The organism is Streptomyces sp. NRRL WC-3626 (assembly GCF_000718785.1).
Classification (GTDB): Bacteria; Actinomycetota; Actinomycetes; order Streptomycetales; family Streptomycetaceae; genus Streptomyces; species Streptomyces edwardsiae.
The window spans coordinates 542,955-566,829 of record NZ_JOCA01000001.1 but is presented as its reverse complement, the minus strand read 5'-3'; the positions used below and the strand labels follow the sequence as shown (position 1 = coordinate 566,829).

Sequence of the window (23,875 nt, the reverse complement as noted above, 5' to 3'; positions counted from 1 at the left end):
GCTGACCGGGTCAGGCGGGTCCGCTGCTGTGCAGCGGCTCGTGGCCGAATTCCGCCCGCATGCCCCAGTCCCAGTCGCCGACGACCGCGGCCGGCACCGGCGCGTCGCCGCGCAGCATCCGCTGGTGCGCCTCGCGGACCGCCTCCGAGGGCTCGAGGCCCAGCTCGGTCACCAGCCGCGTGTGCAGCCGCCGGTAGGTCTCCAGCGCCTGCCACATCCGGCCCGCCTGGTGCTGCGACAGCATCAGCTGCAGATGGAACCGCTCGTGCAGCGGATAGCGCGCCGTCAGCTCGGTCAGCCTGGCCAGGACCTCGATGCCCCGGCCGAGCGCCAGATCCGCCGCCACACAGATCTCGAACGCGCTGAGCCGCGACTCCTGCAGCCGCAGCACCTCCACCCGCAGCACCGGACCCAGCGGCACGTCGAACAGCACATCGCCGCGCCACAGCCCCAGCGCCTGGTTGAGCAGCTCGGACGTGAGCCGGTGGTCCCGTTTGCGGGCCATGGCGAGCCCCGCGGAGACCAGACTCTCGTGCGTCAGCGCGTCCACCTCGTCGGGCGCCGCGTTGAGCACATAGCCACCGTGCGCCGTAGCGAGAATCTCCTTCGCCCGGACCATGCCGCCCTTGCCGGACACGGCGGCTATCCCCCGTCTCAACTGCATCATGTACGTCTGCAGCGTCGCCTGGGCGCTGCGCGGAGGCTGGTCGCCCCAGAGTTCGTCGACCAGTTCCCACACCGGCACCGTGCGCCGGGCGCGGAGCGCCAGCAGGGCCAGCACCTGACGGTGCTTGGCCGCGCTGGGTGTCCATGCGTCGTTCCCAAAGTTGGCAGTCAGGGTGCCCAACAACTTGATCTCCACCGACCGACCTCTCCCCGTGTATTGCCAGCGATGTGATGGTGACACCACGCGCGTAGTTCCGTTAGTGCCCTCGATCATCAGTCCGATGTGAACGGGCATATGACCGTGTTGGCTGAATCTCGACTCCAGCCGGAGTCCAGAGCCGCATGAGACGGCCTCAAGAATCGGACAGCCGCAGCGTGTGAGGCTTTCGCCATGGAATTCACGCTCCTCGGCCCCGTAGGCATCATCACGAAGGACGACCACGTTCCGATCGCCGGCTCCCGTCAACGGATCCTGCTGGCCTCACTTCTCGTCAGCGGCGGCCGGCTGCTGACGAACGAGCAGCTGTACAGCGAGCTCTGGGGCGACGACCCGCCCCATACGGCACACAACGCGCTCCAGGCACAGGTCTCCCGGCTGCGCCGCACCCTGAGCCGGCTCACCCACTCCGAGGAGCCGGCGCCGGCCCTGATCACCCACTCCGCCGGGTACGTCCTGAAGGTCGACCCCGACCGGGTCGACATGAACGGATTCCGCCGCCGGATAGCGGAGGCCCGGGCCGCGGCCGACCGGGACCCGATGGCGGCCATCACGCTGCTGGAGGCCGGAATCGCGCTGTGGCAGGGCAAGCCGCTGCAGGACACCGGCACCAGTCCGCTGTGCCACAGCACGGCCGTCCAGCTGGAGGAGGAGTACCTGGCCGCCCACGAGACGAAACTGGAGCTGAAACTGCGCTGCGGTCTCACCGAGGACGCGATCGGCGAACTGCGGGCGATCGGCGTGGTGCACCCCTGGCGGGAACGCATCACCGAACTGCTGATGCTCGCCCTGTACTGCGTCGGCCGCCGGGCGGAGGCCCTGGAGACCTACCACAGCACCCGCCGCCAGCTCACCGACCACCTCGGTATCGAGCCGTCCCGCCGCCTCAAGGAGACGCTCCAGGTCATCCTCCGCGAAGACCCCGTGCCCCTGGCCCCGCTCCGCCCGTCACCCCTGGCGGCCTTCGCCCGCTGACCGGAACACCCCGGCGCGGAGCCCCGCCCTCAGACCCCGTCCGGCGCGGGGTCCTCCACGGGCTCCGCCAGCACCACCCGCGTACCGCGCTCCCTGAACGCCGCCACCTGGGTGTCCGTCGCCGACGTGTCCGTGACCAGCGTCCAGCCGGCCGGCAGCGTGGCCCACGCGTGGAACGGCGCACGCCCCAGCTTCGCCGCGTGCGCCAGGACGTACGTACGAGCGGCCCGGCGGGACATCAGTTCCTTCAGCCGGGTCTGCCGCAGGTCCGCCTCGCAGATCCCGCCCTCCGCCGTGACCCCGTCCGCCGACAGGAAGACCCGGTCGAACGTCATCCGCTCCAGGGCCGCTTCCGTCAGCGGCCCCACGAACGCCTGGCTGAGCGGCCGCAACGTACCGCCGAGGCACTCCACATGGACGGATTCGACGTCCGCCAGCTCGTGCAGCACCGTCAGACCGGTGGTGGCGACCGTGAGGTCCCGCGCCGTGCGCAGCTCGTGCGCCAGCGCCCCGACCGTCGAACCGGCGTCGAGGAGCACGGTCTCGCCCGGCTGGATCCGCGCCGCCGCCCACCGGGCGATGGCCCGCTTCTGCGCGTACGCCTCCGTGGTGCGCTGGCGCAGCGACGCCTCCGGATGCGCGGTCAGCGCCATCGCCCCGCCGTAGGTGCGGGCCAGCCGGCCGTCGGCGGTGAGCCGGGCGAGGTCGCGGCGGATGGTGGAGGCGGTCACGCCGAAGTGCCGGGACAGCTCCTCGACACTGGCCAGGCCGCTGGTGGTGGCGAGTCGCAGGATCTCCTCGCGCCGGGCCTGGGATCCGTTGGGCGGCATCAAGTGTCCTTCGCGGTACGTGGGTTCAGCGGGCGGTGGACATCTCGGCGGCCTGCCGCAGCGCCTCGATCATGCTACCGGCCTCCGCCTTTCCGGTACCGGCGATGTCGAAGGCCGTGCCGTGGTCGACGGAGGTGCGGATCACCGGGAGGCCGACGGTGAGGTTGACGCCCGCCTCGATGCCGAGCACCTTGACCGGGCCGTGGCCCTGGTCGTGGTACATCGCCACGATGAGGTCGTAGTCGCCCCGGGCGGCCAGGAAGAACGCGGTGTCGGCGGGGAGCGGGCCGCGCGCGTCGATGCCGTCGCGGCGCACGGTCTCCAGCGCGGGGACGATCTTCTCCTCCTCCTCGCCGTAACCGAACAGGCCGTTCTCGCCGGCGTGCGGGTTGATGCCGCAGACGCCGATGACGGGTGCGGTCACCCCCGCCCGGACCAGGGCCTCGTGGCCGCGCCGCACGGTCCGCTCGACCAGGCCGGGCTCGATCCGGTTGACGGCGTCGATCAGACCGATGTGGGTGGTGACGTGGATGACCTTCACCTTCTCGGTGGAGAGCATCATCGACACCTCCTCCACCCCGGTGAAGTGGGCGAGCAGTTCGGTGTGCCCGGGGAAGACGTGCCCGGCGGCGTGCAGCGCCTCCTTGTTGAGGGGGGCGGTGCAGATGCCGTCGATCTCGCCGGCGAGGGCCAGTTCGGCGGCCCGCCTGACGTACTCGTACGCCGCGTTCCCGGCGACGGCGGACAGGGTGCCCCAGGGCAGATCCGCGGGGAGGAGGCCGAGGTCGACGACGTTGATCCGGCCCGGCGCGGTCTCGGCCGCCGCCGGCGTGGGCACGGCGACGATCTCGCAGCCGGTGCCGAGGATCCGGGCCGCCTCGCGCAGCCGGGCGGCGTCACCGATCACCACCGGCCGGCACCGGCTCAGCGTCGCGGCGTCCAGGACGGCGGGCACGATCACCTCGGGCCCGATACCGGCGCCGTCGCCCATGGTGACACCGATGAGGGGGAGGGGCTGCTGGGCGTTCACTGGGTGACTCCTTGCTGAGAGGGGCGGAGTGCCGCCGCGATACGAACGAACGAGTCCGGGCCGCCGAAGCTCCCGGGGCGGGTGACGACCGAGCGGCCGTCGGTGGTCCTGGAGTGCACGGCGCCGTGGTGGATCTCGCCGACGGGCCGCAGGGTGGTGACGCCGAGCGAGTCGAGCACCCGGCGGGCCGTCTCACCTCCGGTCAGGACGAGGTCCGGACGCCCCGGCAGGGCGGAGACGGTCCGTGCCAGCCCGGCCACGACGGCGCGTGCGGCGCCGGGGCGTACGCCGCCGGACCCGTCGACGGACAGCACGGTCACCGTCCCGGCCGCGAGCCGGGGCAGCACGACGTCCTCGCCCCCGGCCAGTTGCCGGGGCGTCAGCGCCACATGCCGGGCCCCGGCCGCGACCAGCCGCCCGACCTGCTCGACCACCCCGGGCTCCGCACTCCCGGCGACGACGAGCAACGGCGGCGTGTCCCTCACGGCGGCAGCCTCCTCGACGAACCCCCGGGACCAGGCCCCGCCCCGAACCGGCACGGCGGCCCCTGCGGCCACCGCCGCCACGGGCGACACCGCCCCGGTACCGGCGGCCGGGGCGGCCTCGGGCGGCGTCACGGAGGCCGTCCCCGTCGCAGGCGCCGAAGACGCCCACGGGGCTCCCGGGGCCGCCGCTTCCACCGCGAACGGGTTCGCTGTCATCGGCCGGCCGGCCGCGGCCGCGGGCGCCGCCGCCCCCGCCGCCGCACCGTCCGCCCGCCGCGCGGTGAGCAGGCGGCCGAGGGCGGCCGCCAGGCCGCCGCTGCCCAGGAGGCGGGTGCCGGGGCCGAGGAGGGCCGCCGCCGTGGCGATCACCGTCAGGTCGGTGTCGGTCTCCGCGTCACAGACCGGGTGCCGGCCGTGCGCCGCCACCTCCCGGAAACGGCCGGCCAGGGCGATGGGCCCCCGCCGTACGGTCTCCAGCGGTACGTCCGTGGCCGGCAGGGGCGCCATCGCCTCAGCGACGGACCGCGGCGCGGCACGCTCCTCGGCGCGCCAGGCCGGGGACGCGTGCAGCGGCACCCCGTCGGCCAGCACCTCACCGCCGCGCACCACGCGCCGCGCGGCGGGCAGGGCCGTCGCGATCACCAGGACCCCGGCGCCCTCCGCGAAGGCGGCTGCCTCGGCCCCCACCGGACCCCGCAGCAGCGAGTCGCACTTCTTGAACCAGAGCGGACTGCCGTACGCCTCGGGACACTTGACTGCGCGAAACGCGCGAGAACGGGTGGGGTTCGTCTCCGTACCGGCCCCGGCGGCGGGCAAGGATTCCCGCGCGGTGCCCAGCACGGCCCGTACGGCGTCGGCGGCGGCCGCGCCGTCCAGATACCGCGAATCGAGGTCCACCACCACGGCCTCCCCGCCGGTACCGGATACCCCCAGGTCGGCGGGGTTCAGTACCAGCCGGGCGGGCAGCCGCAGCAGGGCCGCGACCTCCGCCGCCCCCGACAGGTCGTCGGCGAGCGCGACGACCGGGACGCCGCCTGGACGGCACATGCGGACCTCCTCGAGGAACTCGGCTTCGTAGTGCCCCGATGATGACATAGCTTGCGCGATTCGCGCGAGACTCTTGCGCATAACGCGCAGTCATGCGAGCGTTCACCCACTGAGAAGCAGCCACACCGGAAGGAACCGCTCGTGAGCACCGGCACCCGCACCGGCCCGACCGAAAGCCCCCGGGGGACCGAGCTCCCGTCCGTCCCCGTACCGCTCTCCCGCCTGGTCCTCGGCACCATGACGTTCGGCGACACCGTCGACCCCGCGGGCGCCGCCGCCATGCTGGACACCGCCCTCGACGCCGGCCTCACCGGCGTCGACACGGCCAACGGCTACGCGGGCGGCGAGAGCGAGCGGATCCTCGCCGGACTGCTGCCCGGCCGCCGGGACCGGATCGTGCTCGCCACCAAGGCCGGCATCCCGCACCCCGACCAGGGCGAGCACGCCCCGCTCTCCCCGGCCGGCCTGCGCGCCGCCCTCGACGGCAGCCTCAAGCGGCTCGGCACCGACCACGTGGACCTCTTCTACCTGCACCAGCCGGACCGCCGTACCCCGCTCGCGGAGACCCTCACGGCCGTGGCCGGCTTCGTCGCGGAGGGGAAGGTCCGCGCGCTCGGCGTGTCCAACTTCGCCGCCTGGCAGATCGCCGAGCTGACCCGCACCGCCGACGAGGTGGGCGCCCCGCGCCCGGCCGTCGCTCAGCAGCTGCACAACCTCCTCGCCCGCCGGATCGAGGAGGAGTACACCGAGTACGCGGCGGTGAGCGGGCTGCGCACCATGGTCTACAACCCGCTCGGCGGCGGCCTCCTCACCGGCCGGCACCGCTTCGAGGCCGACCCCGCCACCGGCCGCTTCGGCGACTCCAGGCTCGCCGCCATGTACCGGGAGCGGTACTGGAACGAGGACCTGTTCGCCGCCGTCGCCCGGCTCACCGCGATCGCCGACGAGGCCGGCCTCCCGCTCACCGAACTCGCCCTGCGCTGGCTGCTGGACCGCCCCTCCACCGACGCGCTCCTCCTCGGCGGCTCCCGGCCGGAACATCTGCGGGCCAACATCGCCGCCGCCCAGGCCGGCCCGCTGCCCGCCGACGTGACCGCCGCCTGTGACGCCGTCGGCTCCGCCCTGCGCGGCCCCATGCCCGCCTACAACCGCTGACCGCCCCCAGACCGCCGTCCGGAGACCCCTCATGACCACCGCCGCGCACTTCACCGCCGCCCTGCGCGACCGCCGCCCCCTTATCGGCTACTGGTCGCTGCTCGACTCGCCCGTCGCCGCCGAACGCCTCGCCCGCCTCGGCTACGACTACCTCGCCTTCGACGCCCAGCACGGCCTCTTCGGCTACCAGGGCCTGCTCAACAACCTCATCGCCACCGACACCCGCGGCTCCACCGCCGTCGGCATGGTCCGCGTCGAGGCCAACGACCCCACGTACATCGGCCGCGCGCTCGACGCGGGCGCCGCCGCCGTCATCGTGCCGCTCGTCGACACCGCGCGGGACGCCGCCGACGCGGTCGCCGCCGTGCGCTACCCGCCGCACGGCCGCCGCTCCTACGGCCCCATGCGCGCCCAGCTGCGCATCGGCCCCGACCCGGCCGACACCCACGAGCAGACCGCCGTACTCGCCATGATCGAGACCGCCGACGGGCTCGCCAACGTGGAGGAGATCTGCGCGACCCCGGGACTCGACGGGATCTACGTCGGCCCCTCCGACCTGCGGCTGGCCATCGGCGGCCGGACCTCCACCGACCCGGAGGTGGCCGAGGCCTTCGAGCAGGCCCTCACCCGCATCCGCGAGGCCGCCGGGGCCGCGGGCATCGCCGCCGGCATCCACAACGGCGACGGGGCGAGCGCCGCCCGCCGGCTCGACGAGGGCTTCACCTTCGCCTCCGTCGCCGCCGACGTCGTCCATCTCCAGCAGATCGCGGCCACCCACCTGGACGCGGCGCGCAAGGGCGGCCGGGCATGAGCACCACCACCCTCGTCACCACCCCCACCTTCGCCCGCCACTCGCCCGACCCCTGGACCCTCCTCGCCGACGGCGGCGCGGGCCCGGTCCGCCCCTACGACGACCGTGCCCTGCCGTACGGCGAACTCCTCGCCCGCATCCCCGGCGCCGACGCGCTCGTCGCCGGCATGGACCCGGTCACCGCCGAGGTCATGGACGCCGCCCCGCGGCTGAAGGTCATCGCCAAGCACGGCGTCGGCACCGACACCATCGACGTCGCCGCCGCCCGCGAGCGCGGCATCCCCGTCGTCTTCGCGCCCGGCTCCAACTCCCGGGCCGTCGCCGAGTACACCTTCGGACTCGTCCTCGACGCCGCCCGCCGGATCAGCGCCTCCCACACCGCCGTCACCGCGGGCGACTGGCCCAAGCTGTTCGGCCCCGAACTGCACGGCCGGACGATCGGCGTGGTCGGCTTCGGCCGCATCGGCCGGCTCGTCGCCGGCTACGCGCGAGCCTTCGGGATGAGCGTCCTCGCCCACGACCCGTACGTCCCCGACGACGCGGTGACCGCGGCGGACGCCGAGCCCGTCACGCTCGACGCGCTCCTCGCCCGCGCCGACGTCGTCACCCTGCACCTCCCGCCCGCCGGTGAACCGCTCCTCGACGCCGCCCGGCTGGCCGCGATGAAACCCGGCGCGATCCTCGTCAACGCCGCCCGCGGCGGCCTCGTCGACGACACCGCGCTCGCCGCCGCCCTGCACTCCGGACATCTGGCCGCCGCCGCGCTCGACGCCTTCGCCGTCGAACCCCTCCCGGCCGGCCACGTCCTGCGCGGCGCACCCCGGCTCACCCTCACCTCCCACATGGCCGCCTGCACCCCGGAGGCCAACCGCGCGATGGGCCTGATGGTCGCCGAGGACGTACTCCGTGTCCTCGCCGGCGAGCCCCCGCGGCACACGGCCGGCTGACCCCGCCGCCGAACCACCACCCCACCCCCCATGCCTTTATCCGCCCTGTTTGCCTTCCGCTCCGGCGACGGCGCCGGAACCAGCAAAGGAACACCGCCATGTCGACCACCGCCACCGCCCCAGCGGCGGAGCACGCGCAGGCCGATCCGTACGCCCTGCGCCCCGAGGACGCCCGCCCGGCACCCACCGCCTTCCGCGAACGGATCCGCCATCTCGGCCCCGGCTTCGTCCTGTCGGCCGCCGTCGTCGGCTCCGGCGAGCTGATCACCACCACCGCACTCGGCGCCCAGGCCGGCTTCGCCCTGCTCTGGCTGGTCATCGTCTCCACCGCGGTCAAGGTCTGGGTCCAGATGGAACTGGCCCAGTGGACCATCCTCAACGGGCGCACCGCGCTGGAGGGTTACCGCGAGATCGGCCCGCGCATCGGCCGACTGAGCTGGATCAACTGGCTCTGGATCGGCATGGACTTCGCCAAGATGTTCCAGCGCGGAGGCATCATCGGCGGTACGGCGGCGGCCTGTTCGGTGCTGTGGCCGGTCATCGGCGAGCCACTGAGCTGGGGCTCCCTGGCCCTGTGGGCGGTCGTCGTCACGGTCGCCGCCATCCTGCTGCTGCAGTCCGGCAAGTACAGCCTCGTCGAACGCGCCTGCCTCGTCTCCGTCGTCGTCTTCACCCTGGTCACCGTCAGCCTGGCGGTCGGCCTGCCCGGCACGGAGTTCGGCTACGGCGGCAGCGAATTCGGCAGCGGCTTCGGCTTCGAGATCCCGGCCGGCACCGTCGGCATCGCGCTCGCCGTCTTCGGCATCACCGGCGTCGGCGCCGACGAGATGACCACGTACACCTACTGGTGCCTGGAGAAGGGCTACGCCCGCTGGACCGGCCCGGACGACGGCAGCGAGGAGCGCGCCCGCCGTGCCGAGGGCTGGATCAAGGTGATGCGCCTGGACGCCCTCACCGGCCTCGCCGTCTGCGTGCTGTGCACGCTGTCCTTCTACGTCATCGGCGCGGCCGTGCTCCACCCGCAGGGCCTGGTGCCCGAGGGCAACGAGATGATCACCACGCTCTCGCGGATCTACACCGACACCATGGGCCCCTGGGCCGAGTACCTGTTCCTCGTCGGCGCGTTCGCCGTCCTCTTCTCCACCCTCATCGGCTCCACCGCCTCTGTGCCCCGGCTGTGGACCAACACCCTCGGCCTGCTCGGCGTCGTCGACTGGGGCGACGTCCGCGCCCGCACCCGCGCCATCCGCATTCTCACCTGGTGCCTGCCGCTGCTGTGGACCTGCTTCTTCCTCTGGATGCAGTCGCCGGTGCTGATGGTGCAGATCGGCGGCATCGGCGGCGGCGTCTTCCTGCTCGCCGTGGTCGTCGCCGTCTGGCGCCTGCGCCACACCGGAGTCCCCCCGCGCTTCCGCGCCAACCCCTGGCTCACCGCGGCCCTCGTGCTCAGCAGTACCGCCATCCTGTGCGTCGGCGTGTACGGCGTACTGAAGACACTGGGAGCCGTGCCGGAGTAGCCGTACCGGATCCGTTCGGGCGGCGGACCGAGCCGCCCGAACGGATGGAACCTCCCCGCCCACCGGACACGGACCGGTGGGCGCTATATGTTGTTCCTCCGCACTGGACGTTCCACGGGGGTGGGCCGTATGTCCGCAGCAGATTCCTTCCACGAGGCGTACGAGGACGAGGAACCGCCGTCCTCCGCGCCCCCGAGGCCGGTGCGGCTGTCCGGCGGCCGCGACGACGACTCCTACGGCGTGGTGCGCGCGGACCCCTCCCACGAGGACCCGCAGCACGACGAGGTGTCGCCGCGTTTCGAGATCGGGGCTCCGGCCCCCGCCGCCACGGCACCGCCGCCCGAGACCACCCGGCAGTCCGACGACTCCGCGGGGTGACGCCCGTTGCCCACATCCTTCACGGCCGTCCTCGTCTTCCTGGTCGTCGTGGTGCCGGGGCTGGCCTTCGAGCTGAGTCTGCGCCGCCGCAGCCCCTCCCGCGTGGAGAGCCCGTTCGTGGAGAGCGCCCGGGTGGTGCTGGTCGGAGCCCTGAGCACGGCCGCCGCGACCGCGCTGCTGATCACCCTGCGTGAGATACGGCCGGGAAGCCTGCCGAGTCCCACCGGACTGCTGGCCGACTCGGCCCGCTATGCCACGGCGCACCCGGAGCTCACCGCGATCGGACTCGCGGCGGAGCTCTTCGCGGCCACGGCGCTGGCGCTCCTCGCCGTCGGACTGGTCCGCTCGCCGACCGGCGGAGGCATCCAGAGCTTCGACGACGTGTGGTACGAGCTGCTCTACAACGACGTCCCGGCGGGAAAACGCCCCAAACTGGTGGTCGCGTTGAAAAGCGGCGGATACCGTGTATCGGGATTCTTCCACTCCATGAACACCCACCCCGAGGTGGACCGGCGTGAACTGGTCCTCAAGAGTGTGGAGTTGTTCCGCGAGGACCAGGCGTCGGGGGACGGCACCTGGCCCGCCGTCTATGTACGTCTGGCGATCCCCGCCCGCGAGATCGCCTGGCTGGCCGTGTCGCACGCCGCCCTGCCACCGGTCCCGGCACCGGCCGGCGGAGGTCCCCCGGCACCCGGCCGACCGGCCCGGACGGGCGACCGGCTGCGCAGGTTCCAGTGGCAGGCCGCCGCAGCCGTACTGGTCGTCGAGGCGGCGGTGCTGCTCCTCGCGGGCTGAACGAACGAACACGGGGGTTCACAAGGTGGGCGAGGCACACGAGGTCGAACTGACGCTGACGAACGCCGGGGTGGAGGACCTGGCGGACGGCACGGAGCTCTGGACGGCATCCATCGAACTGTCCGGCAGACAGGGCGGGGTCACGGGGCGGGGCACCGGCGAGAACCTCGGCGCGCTGGTCGCCGGGTTCCGGAACAAGGTGGGCGACACCGAGGACCTCGGCTGGGCCCTTCGGCCGCTCCTCTTACCCGAGGGCGTCGAACGGGCCTTCCAGCAGGCCTACATCGACGCCCTGCGGGACGACGTCCCGCTGCGGATGAGGATCAGGTGCGCCAACCTGGTGTTCTCCGCGCTGCCCTGGGAACTGGCCCGGACGACGCTCGCCCTGTCGGCGTCGGATCCGGCGGGGGCCGGCCGGGACGCCCACCTCGTCAGCGACCCGGACCGGCTCGTGGTCTCCCGGGTCCTCGAATCCGCCGCCTCCCCCGGGCTCCGGACCGGCCTGCGTTCCCTGGTGGTCACGGCGGCGGACGCCGTCCGCCCGGCGGACCGGGCTGCCGGCGGGACACCCCGGAGCCGGATCGACTGGACGGCGGAGGCGGCCGGCGAGGCGGTGCGCCGGCTGAAGGAGATCGGCGAAGCCGAACTGCTGCCCGCCGCCACCCGCGAGCAGCTCACCGAGCGGCTGCGGACCACCGCCCACGTCGTGTGCGTCATCGCCCACGGCTGGACGGACCGGGACGACGCATGCGGCATCGTCCTGCACGCGTCCGAAGGCACCGGCCCCGACTGGGTACCGGCCTCCGAACTGGCCGATCTGTTCCAGGCGTCGGGCACCCAGCTCGTCGTCCTGATCGCCTGCGACACCGCGGGCCTGAACGCCTCCCGGAGCGGCTGGGGCACCGCCGCCCACTACATCGTGGCCCGCGGCGTCCCCGCCGTGGTGGCCATGCAGGCGCCGGTGAGGCAGAACCTGGGGCAGGAGTTCCTCATCGGCCTGGCCACCGGGCTGGCGGAGAACGGCGAGATCCACGCCGCGATGGCGAGGGGCCTCGCCGAGGTGCGGACCCGCACGGACATCGTCGGCAACCTCGCGGTGCCCGCCCTCTACACCGGCAGCGGCGACCTGCGTCTGCGCGAGGCCCCGCCGGAGCCGGTTCGGGGACCCGCACACGCCTATCCCCTCGTGCCGCGTCCCACGGCCGGCGGTACCACGACCGCGTGGGGGACCGACGGCAGGAGGGCGCGACTCGACGTGGTGTGGGGGCTGGAGCGCGCGCCGTTCGCGGGTGTCCTCCTCGACGTCCCCGACCACGACCTCGCACAGGACCTGAACCACTACGAGAAGGCCTGGACCGTGCTGCTCCGCAGGAACGGGCTGCCCGCCCGCCGGTGGTTCGCCACCGACGTGGAGCGGGCCCCGGAGCCGCAGGCCTCCTGGGAGCAGCACGCGACGGCCACCCAGGGCGAATGGCACGACTTCCGGCAGCTCTTCACCCGGTTCGACCCCGGCTCCCCGGCCGACGTCGACCGCAGGGCCGACGACGGCTGGGTCCTGCGCACCGAGCTGGCCGCCTGGTCCCACGACTCGTGGCAGGAACGGATCGGCGAGTGGCTGCAACGCCTGCGGGACCGGGACGGACGCCTGGGACGGCCGTTCGTCGTGGTCCTGCGAGGGCCGTCCGCACTCCTGGAGGACAAGGGGCCCGGCGTCCTCGCGCAGGTGCGGGACGACCTGGAGAACCGTCTCGGGGCACCGGTCACCGCGCTGAGCCGCCACCGCCCCGGCAAGCGGTACCGGGACGACGGGACGGCCCGCCCGGACGACGACGCCCTCCCCGCCGACGCGAGGGCGCTGTCGGACCTGCGCCGGAGGGATCCCGGACGGTACGGACGAGCGCTGGAGCGTCTGGCGGCCGACGAACGGCTGCCCGGCCACCGCGCCTCCCTGAGCGCTGCCGCCGAGTACGACGACGACATGCGCGCCTGGATCGGGGCGCTCGGCGCCGGCCGGCCGGTGCCCCGTCCTGGTGGCCTGCCGCTGGACGTCGACTCGGAGCGGGCCGACACCATCGCCCTGGCCCTCCTGAAGCAGGTCGCGAAGCTCTCCGCGGGCGACCTGGTCGCCTGGGACGACCCCCTGCTGTCCCCACCCGTCCGCCGCCTGGTACGCCGGTTCCGCGAGGGGTGGGCCCACGCCCGGCCCGACGCGTCCGCACTGGCGGCCTGGCTGGCCGTTTACCCGGACAGCGCCCCGGCCGCGGCCCGCGCCGGGCTCGACGTCCTGGCGGGGAAGGTCCTCGGCCTGCTGCCCGCCACCACGGCACCGTGGCCGCTGCTGCGGGCCGTCGGCGTCGACAACGAGACCCTGGGCCGGCTGCTTCTGCTGCCTCCGCTCGAGCGCCACGCGCTCGGGCTGAACCGTACGCACCCGCCACCGCAGGGCTTCGACGCGGCCCTGCGCACCGAAGCCATCCGGACCGCGGTGGGCCGCGCGCCCGCAACCGCCACCCGCTCCTCCGAGACCGACAAGGCAAGACGATGATCGAGGACTGGTACTTCTGCGCCGCGATGCGCGACACGCCGCACGCCGCCCACGCCTACCTGGCCGTACTCGACGTCCTGGACGCTCCCGTGGCACTGGACGAGACGCTTCCGGACGCCCTGGAAGCGCTGGACGGCTGCGAACCCTGGACCGCCCTGCACGTCGTCCCCCGGCTGCTGACCCTCGCCACCGCGGGCGGCGAGAGCGCCGACCTCTGCATGGAACACCTCCTCGGGACGGTGGTCGGCACGGCGGGCGGCGGCCCGGTCGGCGAGGCCCTCACCGCCGCGGTCCGGGCCTGCGCGGAGGAACGCCCCTCCCGCGCCGCCGCACGGCTGCGCCACGCCGTGCAGGTCTGGGGCCGCGACGCCACGCCCAGGACCACCCAGGAGCCGTTCCGCGAACTCACCCACTACCCGCGGGAAACCCTCCTGCTGGCCGTGACCGCGCACCTCGCCGGGCAGCCCGGCGCGGCCGAGGACATCGCCTCGGACCTGCGCGCCGAGAACTCGTGGCTCGACGAGCTCACCCGCCGGGCGGCACGCCACGAATGGGGACGCCTGCCGTTCCTGCTCGCCCTGCGTGCCCTCGGCGGCATCGGCTCCACCGAAGCCGAACGCGACCGGCTGCTGAAGGCGCTCGGCAGGCCCGCCGTCGGCTGGGCCGACCTGGAACCCGACCTGATGGCCGCCGCGGCACGGCTGCTGCACCTCGGCACCGGCCAGGACGCGGAGCGGACCGTCACCGCCCTGGACACCGACGCCGTCACACTCGACGGACTGCGCCGGCTGCGGAGACTGCGCGGCGACATCCGGCCGGTGACCGGGGCCGACCGTGTCCTCGGCCGTCTCGGCCTGCCCGCCGGCAAACCGGCGCCCCCCGCCCTGTCCGCCGTCCTGTGGCAGCAGGTCCTCTGGGACCTGGCGGCCCGGCTGCACCCCGCACAGGCCGCGGCGGTCCTGGTGGAGCGGTGGGGCGCGCCCGGCGGCCAGCCCCGCTATCCGGTGCGGTTCAGCGGCCCGGTCGGGGACAGGGAACGCGGCGCCTGGGCACGTCAGCTCACCGACCTCTGGCAGCTGCGCACCGGACCGCGGGTCCCGGCCGGGGAGAACGGCTCCACCGGAGGCCAGGTGGTCAGAACCGGCCACCTCGACACGCTCAGACTCCCCGGTGTGTCCGCCTGGGCCTTCTCGCCGTGGCTGGACCGGGCGCGGACCGGCGCGAACGCCGCGGCCGGAAGCGGGCGCTTCCCCGCGGTGCACGATCCGGTCGTCCTCCTGCGGCTGCTGTCGTCACTGCGCACCGCGGTCAGGCTGATGCGGCACGGCGTCGAGGAGTCCCGCTTCCTCGCCGACCTGGTGATGCACGGCGCCGAGGTCCTCGCCGAGGGCCGGCTCGGGGCGTACATGCTGAACCTCACCCACGGCACCGAGAAGCACGAGGACGCGCCGCTCCCGACCGTGCTGGTACCGCTCGCCCTCGCCGCCTACCGGACGGGAACGTACGCCCTGCGCGGGGTGTACCCGGAACTGCATCCGGAGGTGTTCGCGCACCGGGCCATCGCCGGCGCCGATTCCGGGTCCTGGAAGGACCCCACCCAGCGCTTCTACCGTCAGTCCCAGCTGCTCCACCAGGACGGGGGAGCGCTGAACGTGCTGGTGTCCGCCGTACTGGACGCGCTCTCCGGAGCCACCGGCCCGCAGGACAGCAGCCCGCAGCGCCGCTGGTTCGACGGCGAACCGCCCCTCGCCGAAAGGGTGCTGGACCAGGCCGCGCGCGGACTCCACCCATGGGTCCGGCGCCATCAGCTCGGCAACGCGCTGCTGCTCCTGCGGCTGCTGCTGCGCCGGGACGTCACCGCCGACCGTGTGACGCGCGACCGCGACATGGGCCGCAGACCGAAGACCTTCCAGGAGGTACTGCTCACGCCGGCGAGCGATCTGGCGACCCGTCAGGACCGGGAAGTCTTCGACTCCTGGGTCGCCAAGGTCGACGGCGGCAACTCGGCGGTCGGGCTCGCGGGGGCCTCGGTGCGGCTGCTGCAGGCCCTGTCGCAGTCGCGTGGCGGGCCGGCCGACCCGGAACTCGGCCGCCTCGTCGAGATCTGGGCCGGCCGGATGGACCGGATCCGGGAGCCCAGGGAACTCGCGCGGCTGATCCGCTGGTATCAGCTGCAGATCTTCGACGTCATCCGGGGCGACGACGAACAGGAGAGCCGGGTACTGAGCAAACTCCTCGACGTCTTCACGGAGTTCGGCCTGCGCACGCCCACCGACCAGCGACTGCTGTTCGACCGGCTGGCATCCCACACCGACACCACCGTACGCACCCGCCTGCTCAGCCTGTCCTACGACGGCCGGCTCACCGTGGCCGGAAGGGGCCGTGCCCTGCCGGACGTCTGGGAGCGGGCCATGTACCGGGAGACCGGGCAGGCGCTCGGCCGTCAGCTCGACCGGCTGGTCCGGACCCTGACGCGGGACGCCGTCCCGGAGAGCGGGAACAACCGCGAGTTCATCGAGAGGTCCTGGGAGAACTCGGCCCTCACCCCCGTCCTGCGGTCACGGACCGTACCGCTCGGCATGTCCGCGCGCCACGCGGCCGGGCCCGGCCCCGGGAAGGGGTTTCCCGATGTGCGCACGGTGGTGGCCCAGCTCGCGTACCGGAGCAGCGACGAGGTGGTGTTCCACCATCTGCCGGTCGATCCGGACCAGCCGGACACCTACGACCTCTACCAGGAACCGGAGCGGTGCGAGGAGGCCGTCCGCAAGGCGACCATGGGCAAGTCCCCGAGCCTGCTCGGCGTGGTGTGCGGACGGACCGGCGACGGCGGACGGCTGCTGGTCAACTGCGGTATGGAGCGCCCCCTGGAGGCCTACGCCTACGAAGGGGCCCAGATCGGCGACCCGGTCCGCTTCCAGCTGGGCCACGACAACTACACGGGCATCGAGATCAAGGGCGTCCCCCAGCGGCTTCCGGTGACGCACCGGGCGGGTGACGTACGCCGGGTGCGCGTCACCCTGCGCCCGGAGCAGGCGACGGCGAGTGTGGTCCTCGCGGACGCCCCCGCCCTCACGGAGGAGGACCACGGACCGCTCGCCGAATGGGACCCCGACCTCTCCCGGAGGTTCGCCGACGGCGGGGGGGACGAGGTGGTCGTCGAGACGGTGGCACGGTACGAGGAGCACGGCTGGCAGCCCGTCGACCGCGGCTTCACCGAGTTCCTCGCCGCCCGGCTGCCGTACGACGGCGGGACGACGGGCGTACTGACCCTGATGGGGGACACCGGCGCGGAACCCGGATCGTGGCGGTTCTCAGCGAGGCCCGGGTACACCTACCTTCTCCCGGAGCGGTGCTGGGAACCGGAGTCCGCCGCGCGGCTGCACGAGGAGATCGCCGAGGCGCAGGACCCCGAGGGGCTGCGCTGCCGGGTACGGGTGGTCGAGCCCGAGGGCGACCACCCGCCCCGGCTCGCCCTCGTCACCGGGCCGCCCGGCGACGAGCCCGCGGGCCGGCACCCGGACGCCGCGGTGGACGGTGTCGACACCCGCAACCTGCGCTGGCGCGACCTGTGTCTCCCGGACACCGTCCAGGTGACCAGGAAGGACGGGGGATGGCGGGTGGAGCACGACATCCCCGGCTTCCCCGACGTGGTCGTGTACGACATGCCTCCCCAGGTGGCGGACACCGTCGAGCAGTCGATCGACGGCTGGGACGAGAAGGCGATGCGCACGGGCCGCGTCAAGGCCCGCGAGAATCCGCACCTCGTCGGCCAGCAGGCGACCATCGAGGCGTTCAACGCGCTCCACGGCCTGCGCAAGGGCCACCTCGTCCGGCTGCGCGCGGGCGCGTCGGCCGCGCCCCGCAACGGCTCGTACGGCGCCTGGACGGCCGACGGGAACGCCCTCGTCTCCGTCGAGGCGGAGTCCGTCATACTGCGGCCCGCCCGCGACACCGACGACTGGCGGCGCGCGGTCCGGGGCCGGGAGGCGGTCGTCACCCGAGTCACCTGGGGCAACCGCGACCCCGGGCCGGCCGGCCCGCGCGATGTGCGCGCCGCCGTCTCCACCGACGACCTGCTCGCCGGGCTGGACGACCGGGCGGCCGCCGAGGCCGGCGCGGTGCTCGAGACGAGGGAGCGTCTCGACGGGGTGCTGCTGTCGGCGCCCCCGGCCCATTCGGGGGAGGCGCCGCGGGTGTGGCTGCGGGTGGGCCACCGCGTGCTCGACGTGCACGTCCCGTGGGACGCCTTCACCGAGTCCCGAAGCGCCGGCGGCGACCAGGTCCGGGCCTTCCGGTCGGGCCGGCACTGGGTCTTCACCCCGTGCCGGCGCCGCGTCTTCACCCGCTGCCTGTGGCGCGTCACCAAGACGGTCACGGGCGGCCACACCTATGTGGGCGCCTCCCTCGACGCGTCGGCGCGGCGGTCCACCTACTGGCAGACCCACGGCCGGCCGGGCGAGCTGGCCGAACTGTCCTCGCCGCGGCAGCGGGGCCGGGACGAGTTCGCGTCCGCGCAGGTGTCGCTCGGGCCCTCCTTCCGCGAGTGGGGCGAGCAGGGAGGAGGCCGGGAGCCCGTGCTCCGGCAGCGTGCCGAGGTGCGGCTGGACCGCGGCCGCTCGGCCTGGGGCCTCACCGAGGGAGCCCACGACACCGACCAGGCGTGGCAGGTGGACGCGGTGAACCTGCGGATCCGGCCGGTCGGCGGTACGGATCTGTGCGAGGTGCGCCGGATCTTCGTCCTCACCGAGGCGCGCACCGCCGACGCCGACGGTCTGCACGACAAGGCGTGGCCTGTGGTCATGAAGAGGTACGGCTGGAACGCCGAACTGCGCGACGGGAAGGCCGTGCTGCTCCCCGTCCCCGTCGACGGCGGCACCCGCCGCGTCAGCCTGCCGCCGGTACCCCTCGAACCGGACGAGCGGCCCCATGTCGAGGGGGCGGCCTATTCCCCCAAGCACGTCCGTGTCGTGGTGCGGCCGGCCTCCGGTCCGGCCGCGGGCACCGCGACCCACACGGCCTCCTACCGTCAGGTCCCGCCGCTGGGACTGGGCGAATTCATGAAGGCGCAGAACATCGTGGAGGGCCGGGAGACGGAGACCTCCCTGTACTTCGTGGGCCCGGAGCGGGTGGAACGGCCGGAGCGGCCGGGGCGGGTGCGCCACCCCTTCGAGTGGCTCCTCTTCGAATGGGGCTACGGACGCACCCTGCGGGTCCACGTCAACGACGTCATGCTGGACGACCACCCGCTGCGGTCCGCCCAGGAACTGCCGTTCTTCCACGGCGACGAGATCACCCGGCTGACCGTCACCCCGAAGACCCGGCAGGGCGAGCACGGCGCGGCGAGGGACCGGTTCTGGCTGCGTCTGCACGGACACGCGATCCGCTGGTCCGTCGAACGGGGACTGCGCGACGACGCCGGCCTCGGCATCGTCGCACGGCTGACGGTCCGCCTCGACCGGGCGGCGAACGAGGCGCACGTCATCGAGGTCCAGAGCCGCGGCGGGTCGTTCGGCGTGGACGACGCGGGCGAGCGCCCGGGGGAGGTGAGCACCCCCCGGCTCCGGATGACCAGGGCCGGAGCCGCGTCCGTCCTGCGCCACTACCCCTCGGGACCCGATGTCGTCAGGGTGCTCGGGAAGCTGGACACCGGCCGCTGGGACCGCAGCAACGGGCGGGACGTCGAGTTCCTGCACATCCGGCCGGTCATCGACGGCAAGGCCAAGGACGCGCTCCACAGGGGCCAGCACGTCTTCATGTGGGCCGGGCCCATCCAGCCCCGCCGCAACGACGTCACGCTCGACCTGACGCTGGAACTCGGCTCGAGACAGCGGCCGGAGCCGATCACCGCACGGGTCACCCGCCGGACCTTCGCCCACCGGGAGAACCTGCTGCGCCGGATCTTCGACGGCGGCGGGAAGGACGCCCTCAAGGACACGCCCTATCTGGTCGAGCTGCGCGGCCGGCGGGAGAGCGACGGCGCCTTCGAGGGGCGGCTGACCAACTCGCCGGCCCGGCGTGCCAAGGCGCTGCTCAGCCGGCTCACCGCGCGCGACCCCTCGTGCTTCGCCACGGTGACGCAGCACGAGCCGGACATCCGGCTGGAGTTGCGGGCGGGCATCCACGTCGTCCTGGGCCACGCCGACATCGCCGGGTGGAGCGACGTGGAACCGGGCATGGTGGTGCGCGTCACCCGGACCGCCGACGACCGGTTCCGGCTCCGTGTGGCACTGCCGGGCGACTCCGCCTACGCGGTCGACGGCCGCGAGGCCGTGGTGTTCCCCAAGAACCCCCTCCTGAGCGGACGGCGGCCAGACGCCAGACAGCTGAGCCAGCCGTTGTTCGTCGTCTCCGGGCTGCCCAACGTGGAACTGATGGCGCCGTCGGCCGAGCCCGGGGAGGCCGTCGCCGGCTCCGTCGCCCAGGTGATGCGGCACCGGCACCCGAAGACCGGCCGGCTGCGCGTACGGGGGAAGGACTTCGAGATCGTGGCCCCGGGGGCCGGCGGGTCCTCGGTGTCGTGGCTCTCCGTCGACCCCGGCACGTTCGAGGCGCGGCTGACCCCGGTGGTTCCCCCGGCCGGGGAGGAGGAGGCGAGGGGGACGCCGATCGATCCGGCGCAGCTGTCCTTCGCGGACCGCGACACCCGCTGGATCGCCGGGCGGCACGCCGGCGCCCGCGAGGTGCCGCACGACAGCCGTACCGGACGCTGGCCCGACGGACGTCCCGAGTCCGTGGTGCCCGAGTCACTGGACCGCGGGGGCGGCGTGCCGCCGGTGGTCCCCGCCGCCGGTCCCTCCCTGCGGTACCCGCCGGATCAGGGCCGCCGTTTCGGCTTCCCCGCCGGTCACCTCACCGACCGTCCCGGCACGCCCGGCGCCGGGACCGGCCGGGCGGCCACGGCGCATACGGCGCACTGGTACACCGTCGCGGGCCCGGCACGGCACTCCGACGGGGTACACGGGGCCGACGGGCTGTGGCTCGAGCTGTCGCCCGGCCGTCTGGTCGAGCTGCCCGGCGGCCTGATGCACACCCTGCACAGCGGCAGCCCGGAGTCCCTGGAGGGGCTGTGCTGGGAACTGTTCCGGCCCGGCGACACGGTGCGGGTGTCCGCCCACCACCGCGGGCTGACGGAGCCCACCTGTGTCGTCCTGCACGACTGGCGTCCGGGACTGCGCGGGGCGCTGGGAGACGTACCGGCGGTGCTGACGGTGCTCGGAAGCGATCCGGAGTACGGCGCGCTGCGTCTGGGCGGCGCCGGACGGGAGCTGCAGTATCCGGTCACCCGCGCGGCGGCGGAACGCCACGCGGAGGGCCACACGGTGCGTCTCACCCCGGACAACCGGCTCGCTCGGTGGTCCGGGGCCCCCGAGCGCGGCGACGCCGTACTGCTGGGGTGCGACGCGTCGGGCGTCCTCCTCGTCCACGGGGTGCCGGCGGGGGCCGTCCTGCTCGCCGACGAGGGCTGGGCGGACGACGCCTGGATCCGCCGGGAGCTCGAGGGGGGCCCGGAACGGGTCTCGTCGCTGCTGGCCATGACCGACGGCGCGCTGCCCGTGACCGTCGAGGAGACCGGGCCCGACGGCACCCTGACGGTGTCCCGTTCGGCCCAGCCGCGACTGCCGTCCGGCCCCGGGGAGGTGTGGCAGACGCGGGCGTGGCCCGCGGGGCGGCTGGCGGACGGCCGGCTCGTGCTGCGCAGCGGCGGGGCCCTGCTCGCCCTTCACCCCGCCGAACTGGTTCCCGGTCTGCCGGCCGATGCCGCCGTCCCGGTGGCCGAGGCGCTGACCGACCGGGAGCGGCCCGTCGTCGGTGACCACGCGCTGTGGCTGCACCGTACGGCCGACGGGACGACGGTGAGCGGACTGCGCCTGCGGGAGGCGGCCGAGCGGCGGGTGCTGCCGGTCGCCGTGATCCGCGGGGACGGCGGCGAACGGCGTCCGGCGGGCGTGCTGTGCCAGGAGAGCGGCTCCGGCGCCCTGCGCTGGCTGCCCACGGCGCACGCGGCCTGGGCGGAGCTGACGGGCAAGCAGCTGCACGAGTGCCTGGTCCGGCCGCGGCGGCCGGTCTGGGCCCAGGTGGGTTCCGGCGGACATGTCTCGTGCACCACCTCGGCGTCGGCGCTCAGCCACTTCCGGCACCTGGACATCGGCCAGCCGGTCCGTCTGCTCGTGCTCGGCATCACGCACCGCGGACCGCGCCACGGCCGGCACGAGTATCTGGCCCGGCTGGAGAGCAACGACATCATCGTGTCCTTCCTCAGCCGGTCGTCCAAGCACCATGAGAACGAGCGGCTCGTCGGAGAGGTGGAGGCGCTGACCGACCGCCCCGACGACGGCATGACGCAGGTGCGCACCGTCCCGCGGAACCAGCGCGGTACGGTGCCCGACCTGCCCCGTTCCGTGCTGTCCGTCGCCGCGGGAACCGGTGACACGTCCTTCGAGCGCTACCGGGAGCTGTGTCTCGACCCGGACCTCGAGATCGTCGGCGCCGGGGAGACGCCCGCCGGGCAGCGGGTCGTGCGGGCGGCGGCGCACCATCTGGACTCCGGTGGCACCGGGGGCCTGTCCGACGAGGCGGCGCGGGCCCTGGACGACTGGATCGACGTCTGTATGAAGGAGGACTGGGAGGAGCGGGAGGTGGACCTCCTGCCGCTCCTCGGGGCGACGCTGCTCAGCGCGGCGAGGAGCGCCACCGACCCGGAGGAGGCGGGGTTCGCCGTCGACCTGGCGTACAACGTGGGGGAACGGGCCCTGCGGGCCGTCCATGTCGACCCCATGATCGTCCCCTGGCTGGGCGGTGAGCGGGGCCGGGCCGGTCTGTGGGGGAGGATCCCGACGGTGACGGCGCTGATGGAGCCGGACGAGCTGGAGCGCCTGGTGATCTTCGGGCGGTCCAGGCTGTACCGGGCGGCGGCGGAACAGGATCCCGAGCTGGAGCGGGTCGCCCGGGGACTCCTGCTGTCGGTGGGGGAGCGGGTCGATCCCGCCCCGCTGCTGGAACCGGCCGGAATCCTGACGGAACTGTCTCGCCTCGGCCGTGCCCTGGCCGTGCCGAGAGGCAGGGCGAGGGCGCAGGACAGGCTCGACCCGGCCCAGACCGCCTTCCTCGCCACGGTGTTCCGGGCCGTCCTGCTGGACGCGCGCCGGGTGGTGATGCCGGGTCTGCTGTTCCTCCCGACGGCCTCGGGGCGGGACACCTGACGGGCGGTCCCGGGGGCCCGCGGCGCACCGCGGGCCCCGGGACCGGTACGCCGTCGTCCGTGCTCACCCGTGCGCCGGCGTCCCCTCGCGAGGCGGTGCCGTCGAGGCGCGTACCACGAGTTCGGTGGCGAGCTCGATGTGGTGGGACTCGGCCTTCTCGCCACTGGCCAGTCGCAGGGCGGTGCGCAGGGCCGCGGCGCCCATCTCCCGGAGCGGCTGGCGCACGGTGGTCAGGGGCGGTGAGGACATCTGGGCGAGGCTCGTGTCGTCGAAGCCGACCACGCTCAGGTCCTCGGGAACGCGCAGGCCCCGGGCGCGAGCGGTCTCGATGACGCCGAGCGCGATCTCGTCGTTCCCCGCGAAGACCGCCGTCGGAGGTTCGTCCAGGTCCAGCAGCGCCGCGGCGCCGAGCAGTCCGGTCTCGTACGTGAACTCTCCGGGCCGGACGTAGCCGTCCGGTACCCGCGCTCCCTCCGCCTCCATGGCGGCGCGGTAGCCGTGCATACGTGCCTGGTTGCAGACGGCCATGGCCGGTCCGCCGAGATAGGCGACGCGGCGGTGGCCCAGGGAGAGCAGGTGCCGGGTCGCGGACAGTCCGCCGGCGAAGTTGGTTGCCCCGACGCTGTTGACCCGGCTGTCCGGCAGATGCAGCGGGTCCAGCACGACCAGCGGCAGCCCGGACCGGGCCAGCTCGCCGAGATGAGCCGCCGTGTACACGCTGGTGACCGCGATGACGGCGCGGCGCCCGGCCGAGACCAGGTCCCGGGCCCAGTGCGGGGCACTGGACGCCTTGCTGACCACCACCGAGGCCCCTGACGCGGCGGCCGAGTCGACGATGCCCTCCAGGGTCTCCGCGACGTACGACTTGAGGCCGCCCTGGAACTGCACCTCGATGGTCGGGTTCTCGACGGCCTCGGTGTGCCGGAACACGGGCGCGAGGTAGTCGTGCTGATGCAGCAGTTCCTGCACACGGACGCGGGTGTGCGGCGCCACGTCACCGCGGCCGTTGACCACCTTGGACACCGTCGCGACGGAGACCCCGGCCGCTCGGGCGATGTCCGCCAACGTGGTGCGCCTGGCGTTCGGTCGCATCGCTTCCTCTCGGCTGGGGCCCGGTATGACCTGCACCGACAGTCTGTCAGCCCGTCGCCACCGCGTCATCACCACCTTGATCCGGTTCCTTTCGAAACAGTTTCGAAGCCTGCCGGGCTCCCCGGGACGGCTTGATCGCCCAGGCTGTGCCGGTTCTCCGTCCGCACCGCAACGCCGCTGCACAC

Annotated in this window: 14 protein-coding genes; 9 read left to right on the top strand and 5 right to left on the bottom strand. The window is 73.9% G+C overall.

What is annotated here, in order from left to right:
- Positions 1-10 precede the first annotated feature (10 nt).
- Complete coding sequence (locus IF28_RS0102405; protein ID WP_158713637.1) at positions 11-847, bottom strand: AfsR/SARP family transcriptional regulator; 837 nt, start codon at positions 845-847, stop codon at positions 11-13.
- A 210-nt stretch (positions 848-1,057) separates the two neighbouring features.
- Here IF28_RS0102405 and IF28_RS0102400 point away from each other — a divergent pair, with 210 nt between their 5' ends.
- A complete protein-coding gene (locus IF28_RS0102400) occupies positions 1,058-1,858 on the top strand; it encodes an AfsR/SARP family transcriptional regulator (RefSeq protein ID WP_051713576.1) in 801 nt (266 codons plus the stop codon).
- A 29-nt stretch (positions 1,859-1,887) separates the two neighbouring features.
- Here the strand turns inward: IF28_RS0102400 and IF28_RS0102395 are convergent, their stop codons facing one another.
- From IF28_RS0102395 to IF28_RS35990, 3 genes are read right to left on the bottom strand one after another with little or no spacing between them, the layout of a single operon-like run.
- Positions 1,888-2,688, bottom strand: a complete 801-nt coding sequence (locus IF28_RS0102395) for a DeoR/GlpR family DNA-binding transcription regulator (RefSeq protein ID WP_037892330.1) — start codon at positions 2,686-2,688, stop codon at positions 1,888-1,890.
- Between the two features lie 25 nt (positions 2,689-2,713).
- Positions 2,714-3,718 (bottom strand): 4-hydroxythreonine-4-phosphate dehydrogenase PdxA, encoded by a 1,005-nt coding sequence (gene pdxA / locus IF28_RS0102390; RefSeq protein ID WP_030213064.1) that lies wholly within the window; start codon positions 3,716-3,718, stop codon positions 2,714-2,716.
- Positions 3,715-5,250: a four-carbon acid sugar kinase family protein gene (locus IF28_RS35990; protein ID WP_051713575.1), complete on the bottom strand. Its 1,536-nt coding sequence runs from the start codon at positions 5,248-5,250 to the stop codon at positions 3,715-3,717. The genes pdxA and IF28_RS35990 overlap by 4 nt, the downstream gene beginning before the upstream one ends.
- Before the next feature lie 141 nt (positions 5,251-5,391).
- Here IF28_RS35990 and IF28_RS0102380 point away from each other — a divergent pair, with 141 nt between their 5' ends.
- The 8 genes from IF28_RS0102380 (at position 5,392) to IF28_RS0102345 (ending at position 22,598) form a co-directional block, all read left to right on the top strand.
- On the top strand, positions 5,392-6,405 hold the full coding sequence (locus IF28_RS0102380; RefSeq protein WP_030213058.1) for an aldo/keto reductase: 1,014 nt from the start codon (positions 5,392-5,394) through the stop codon (positions 6,403-6,405).
- A 31-nt stretch (positions 6,406-6,436) separates the two neighbouring features.
- A complete protein-coding gene (locus IF28_RS0102375; RefSeq protein WP_030213054.1) occupies positions 6,437-7,216 on the top strand; it encodes an HpcH/HpaI aldolase family protein in 780 nt (259 codons plus the stop codon).
- Positions 7,213-8,163, top strand: a complete 951-nt coding sequence (locus tag IF28_RS0102370; protein WP_030213050.1) for a phosphoglycerate dehydrogenase — start codon at positions 7,213-7,215, stop codon at positions 8,161-8,163. The genes IF28_RS0102375 and IF28_RS0102370 overlap by 4 nt, the downstream gene beginning before the upstream one ends.
- Before the next feature lie 98 nt (positions 8,164-8,261).
- Positions 8,262-9,680, top strand: coding sequence for an Nramp family divalent metal transporter (locus IF28_RS0102365; RefSeq protein ID WP_030213046.1), 1,419 nt, complete (start codon positions 8,262-8,264; stop codon positions 9,678-9,680).
- A gap of 129 nt (positions 9,681-9,809) precedes the next feature.
- Positions 9,810-10,058, top strand: coding sequence for a hypothetical protein (locus tag IF28_RS0102360; protein WP_030213043.1), 249 nt, complete (start codon positions 9,810-9,812; stop codon positions 10,056-10,058).
- Positions 10,059-10,064: 6 nt separating this feature from the next.
- Positions 10,065-10,853, top strand: a complete 789-nt coding sequence (locus IF28_RS38450) for a DUF6338 family protein (protein ID WP_030213040.1) — start codon at positions 10,065-10,067, stop codon at positions 10,851-10,853.
- A gap of 25 nt (positions 10,854-10,878) precedes the next feature.
- A complete protein-coding gene (locus IF28_RS0102350) occupies positions 10,879-13,398 on the top strand; it encodes a CHAT domain-containing protein (RefSeq protein ID WP_030213037.1) in 2,520 nt (839 codons plus the stop codon).
- Entirely contained in the window at positions 13,395-22,598 is a 9,204-nt protein-coding gene (locus tag IF28_RS0102345) for a hypothetical protein (RefSeq protein WP_030213034.1), read from the top strand. Before IF28_RS0102350 ends, IF28_RS0102345 begins: the two co-directional genes overlap by 4 nt.
- Positions 22,599-22,661: 63 nt before the next feature.
- Here IF28_RS0102345 and IF28_RS0102340 read toward each other — a convergent pair whose 3' ends face one another.
- Positions 22,662-23,690, bottom strand: a complete 1,029-nt coding sequence (locus IF28_RS0102340; protein ID WP_030213032.1) for a LacI family DNA-binding transcriptional regulator — start codon at positions 23,688-23,690, stop codon at positions 22,662-22,664.
- Positions 23,691-23,875: the final 185 nt, after the last annotated feature.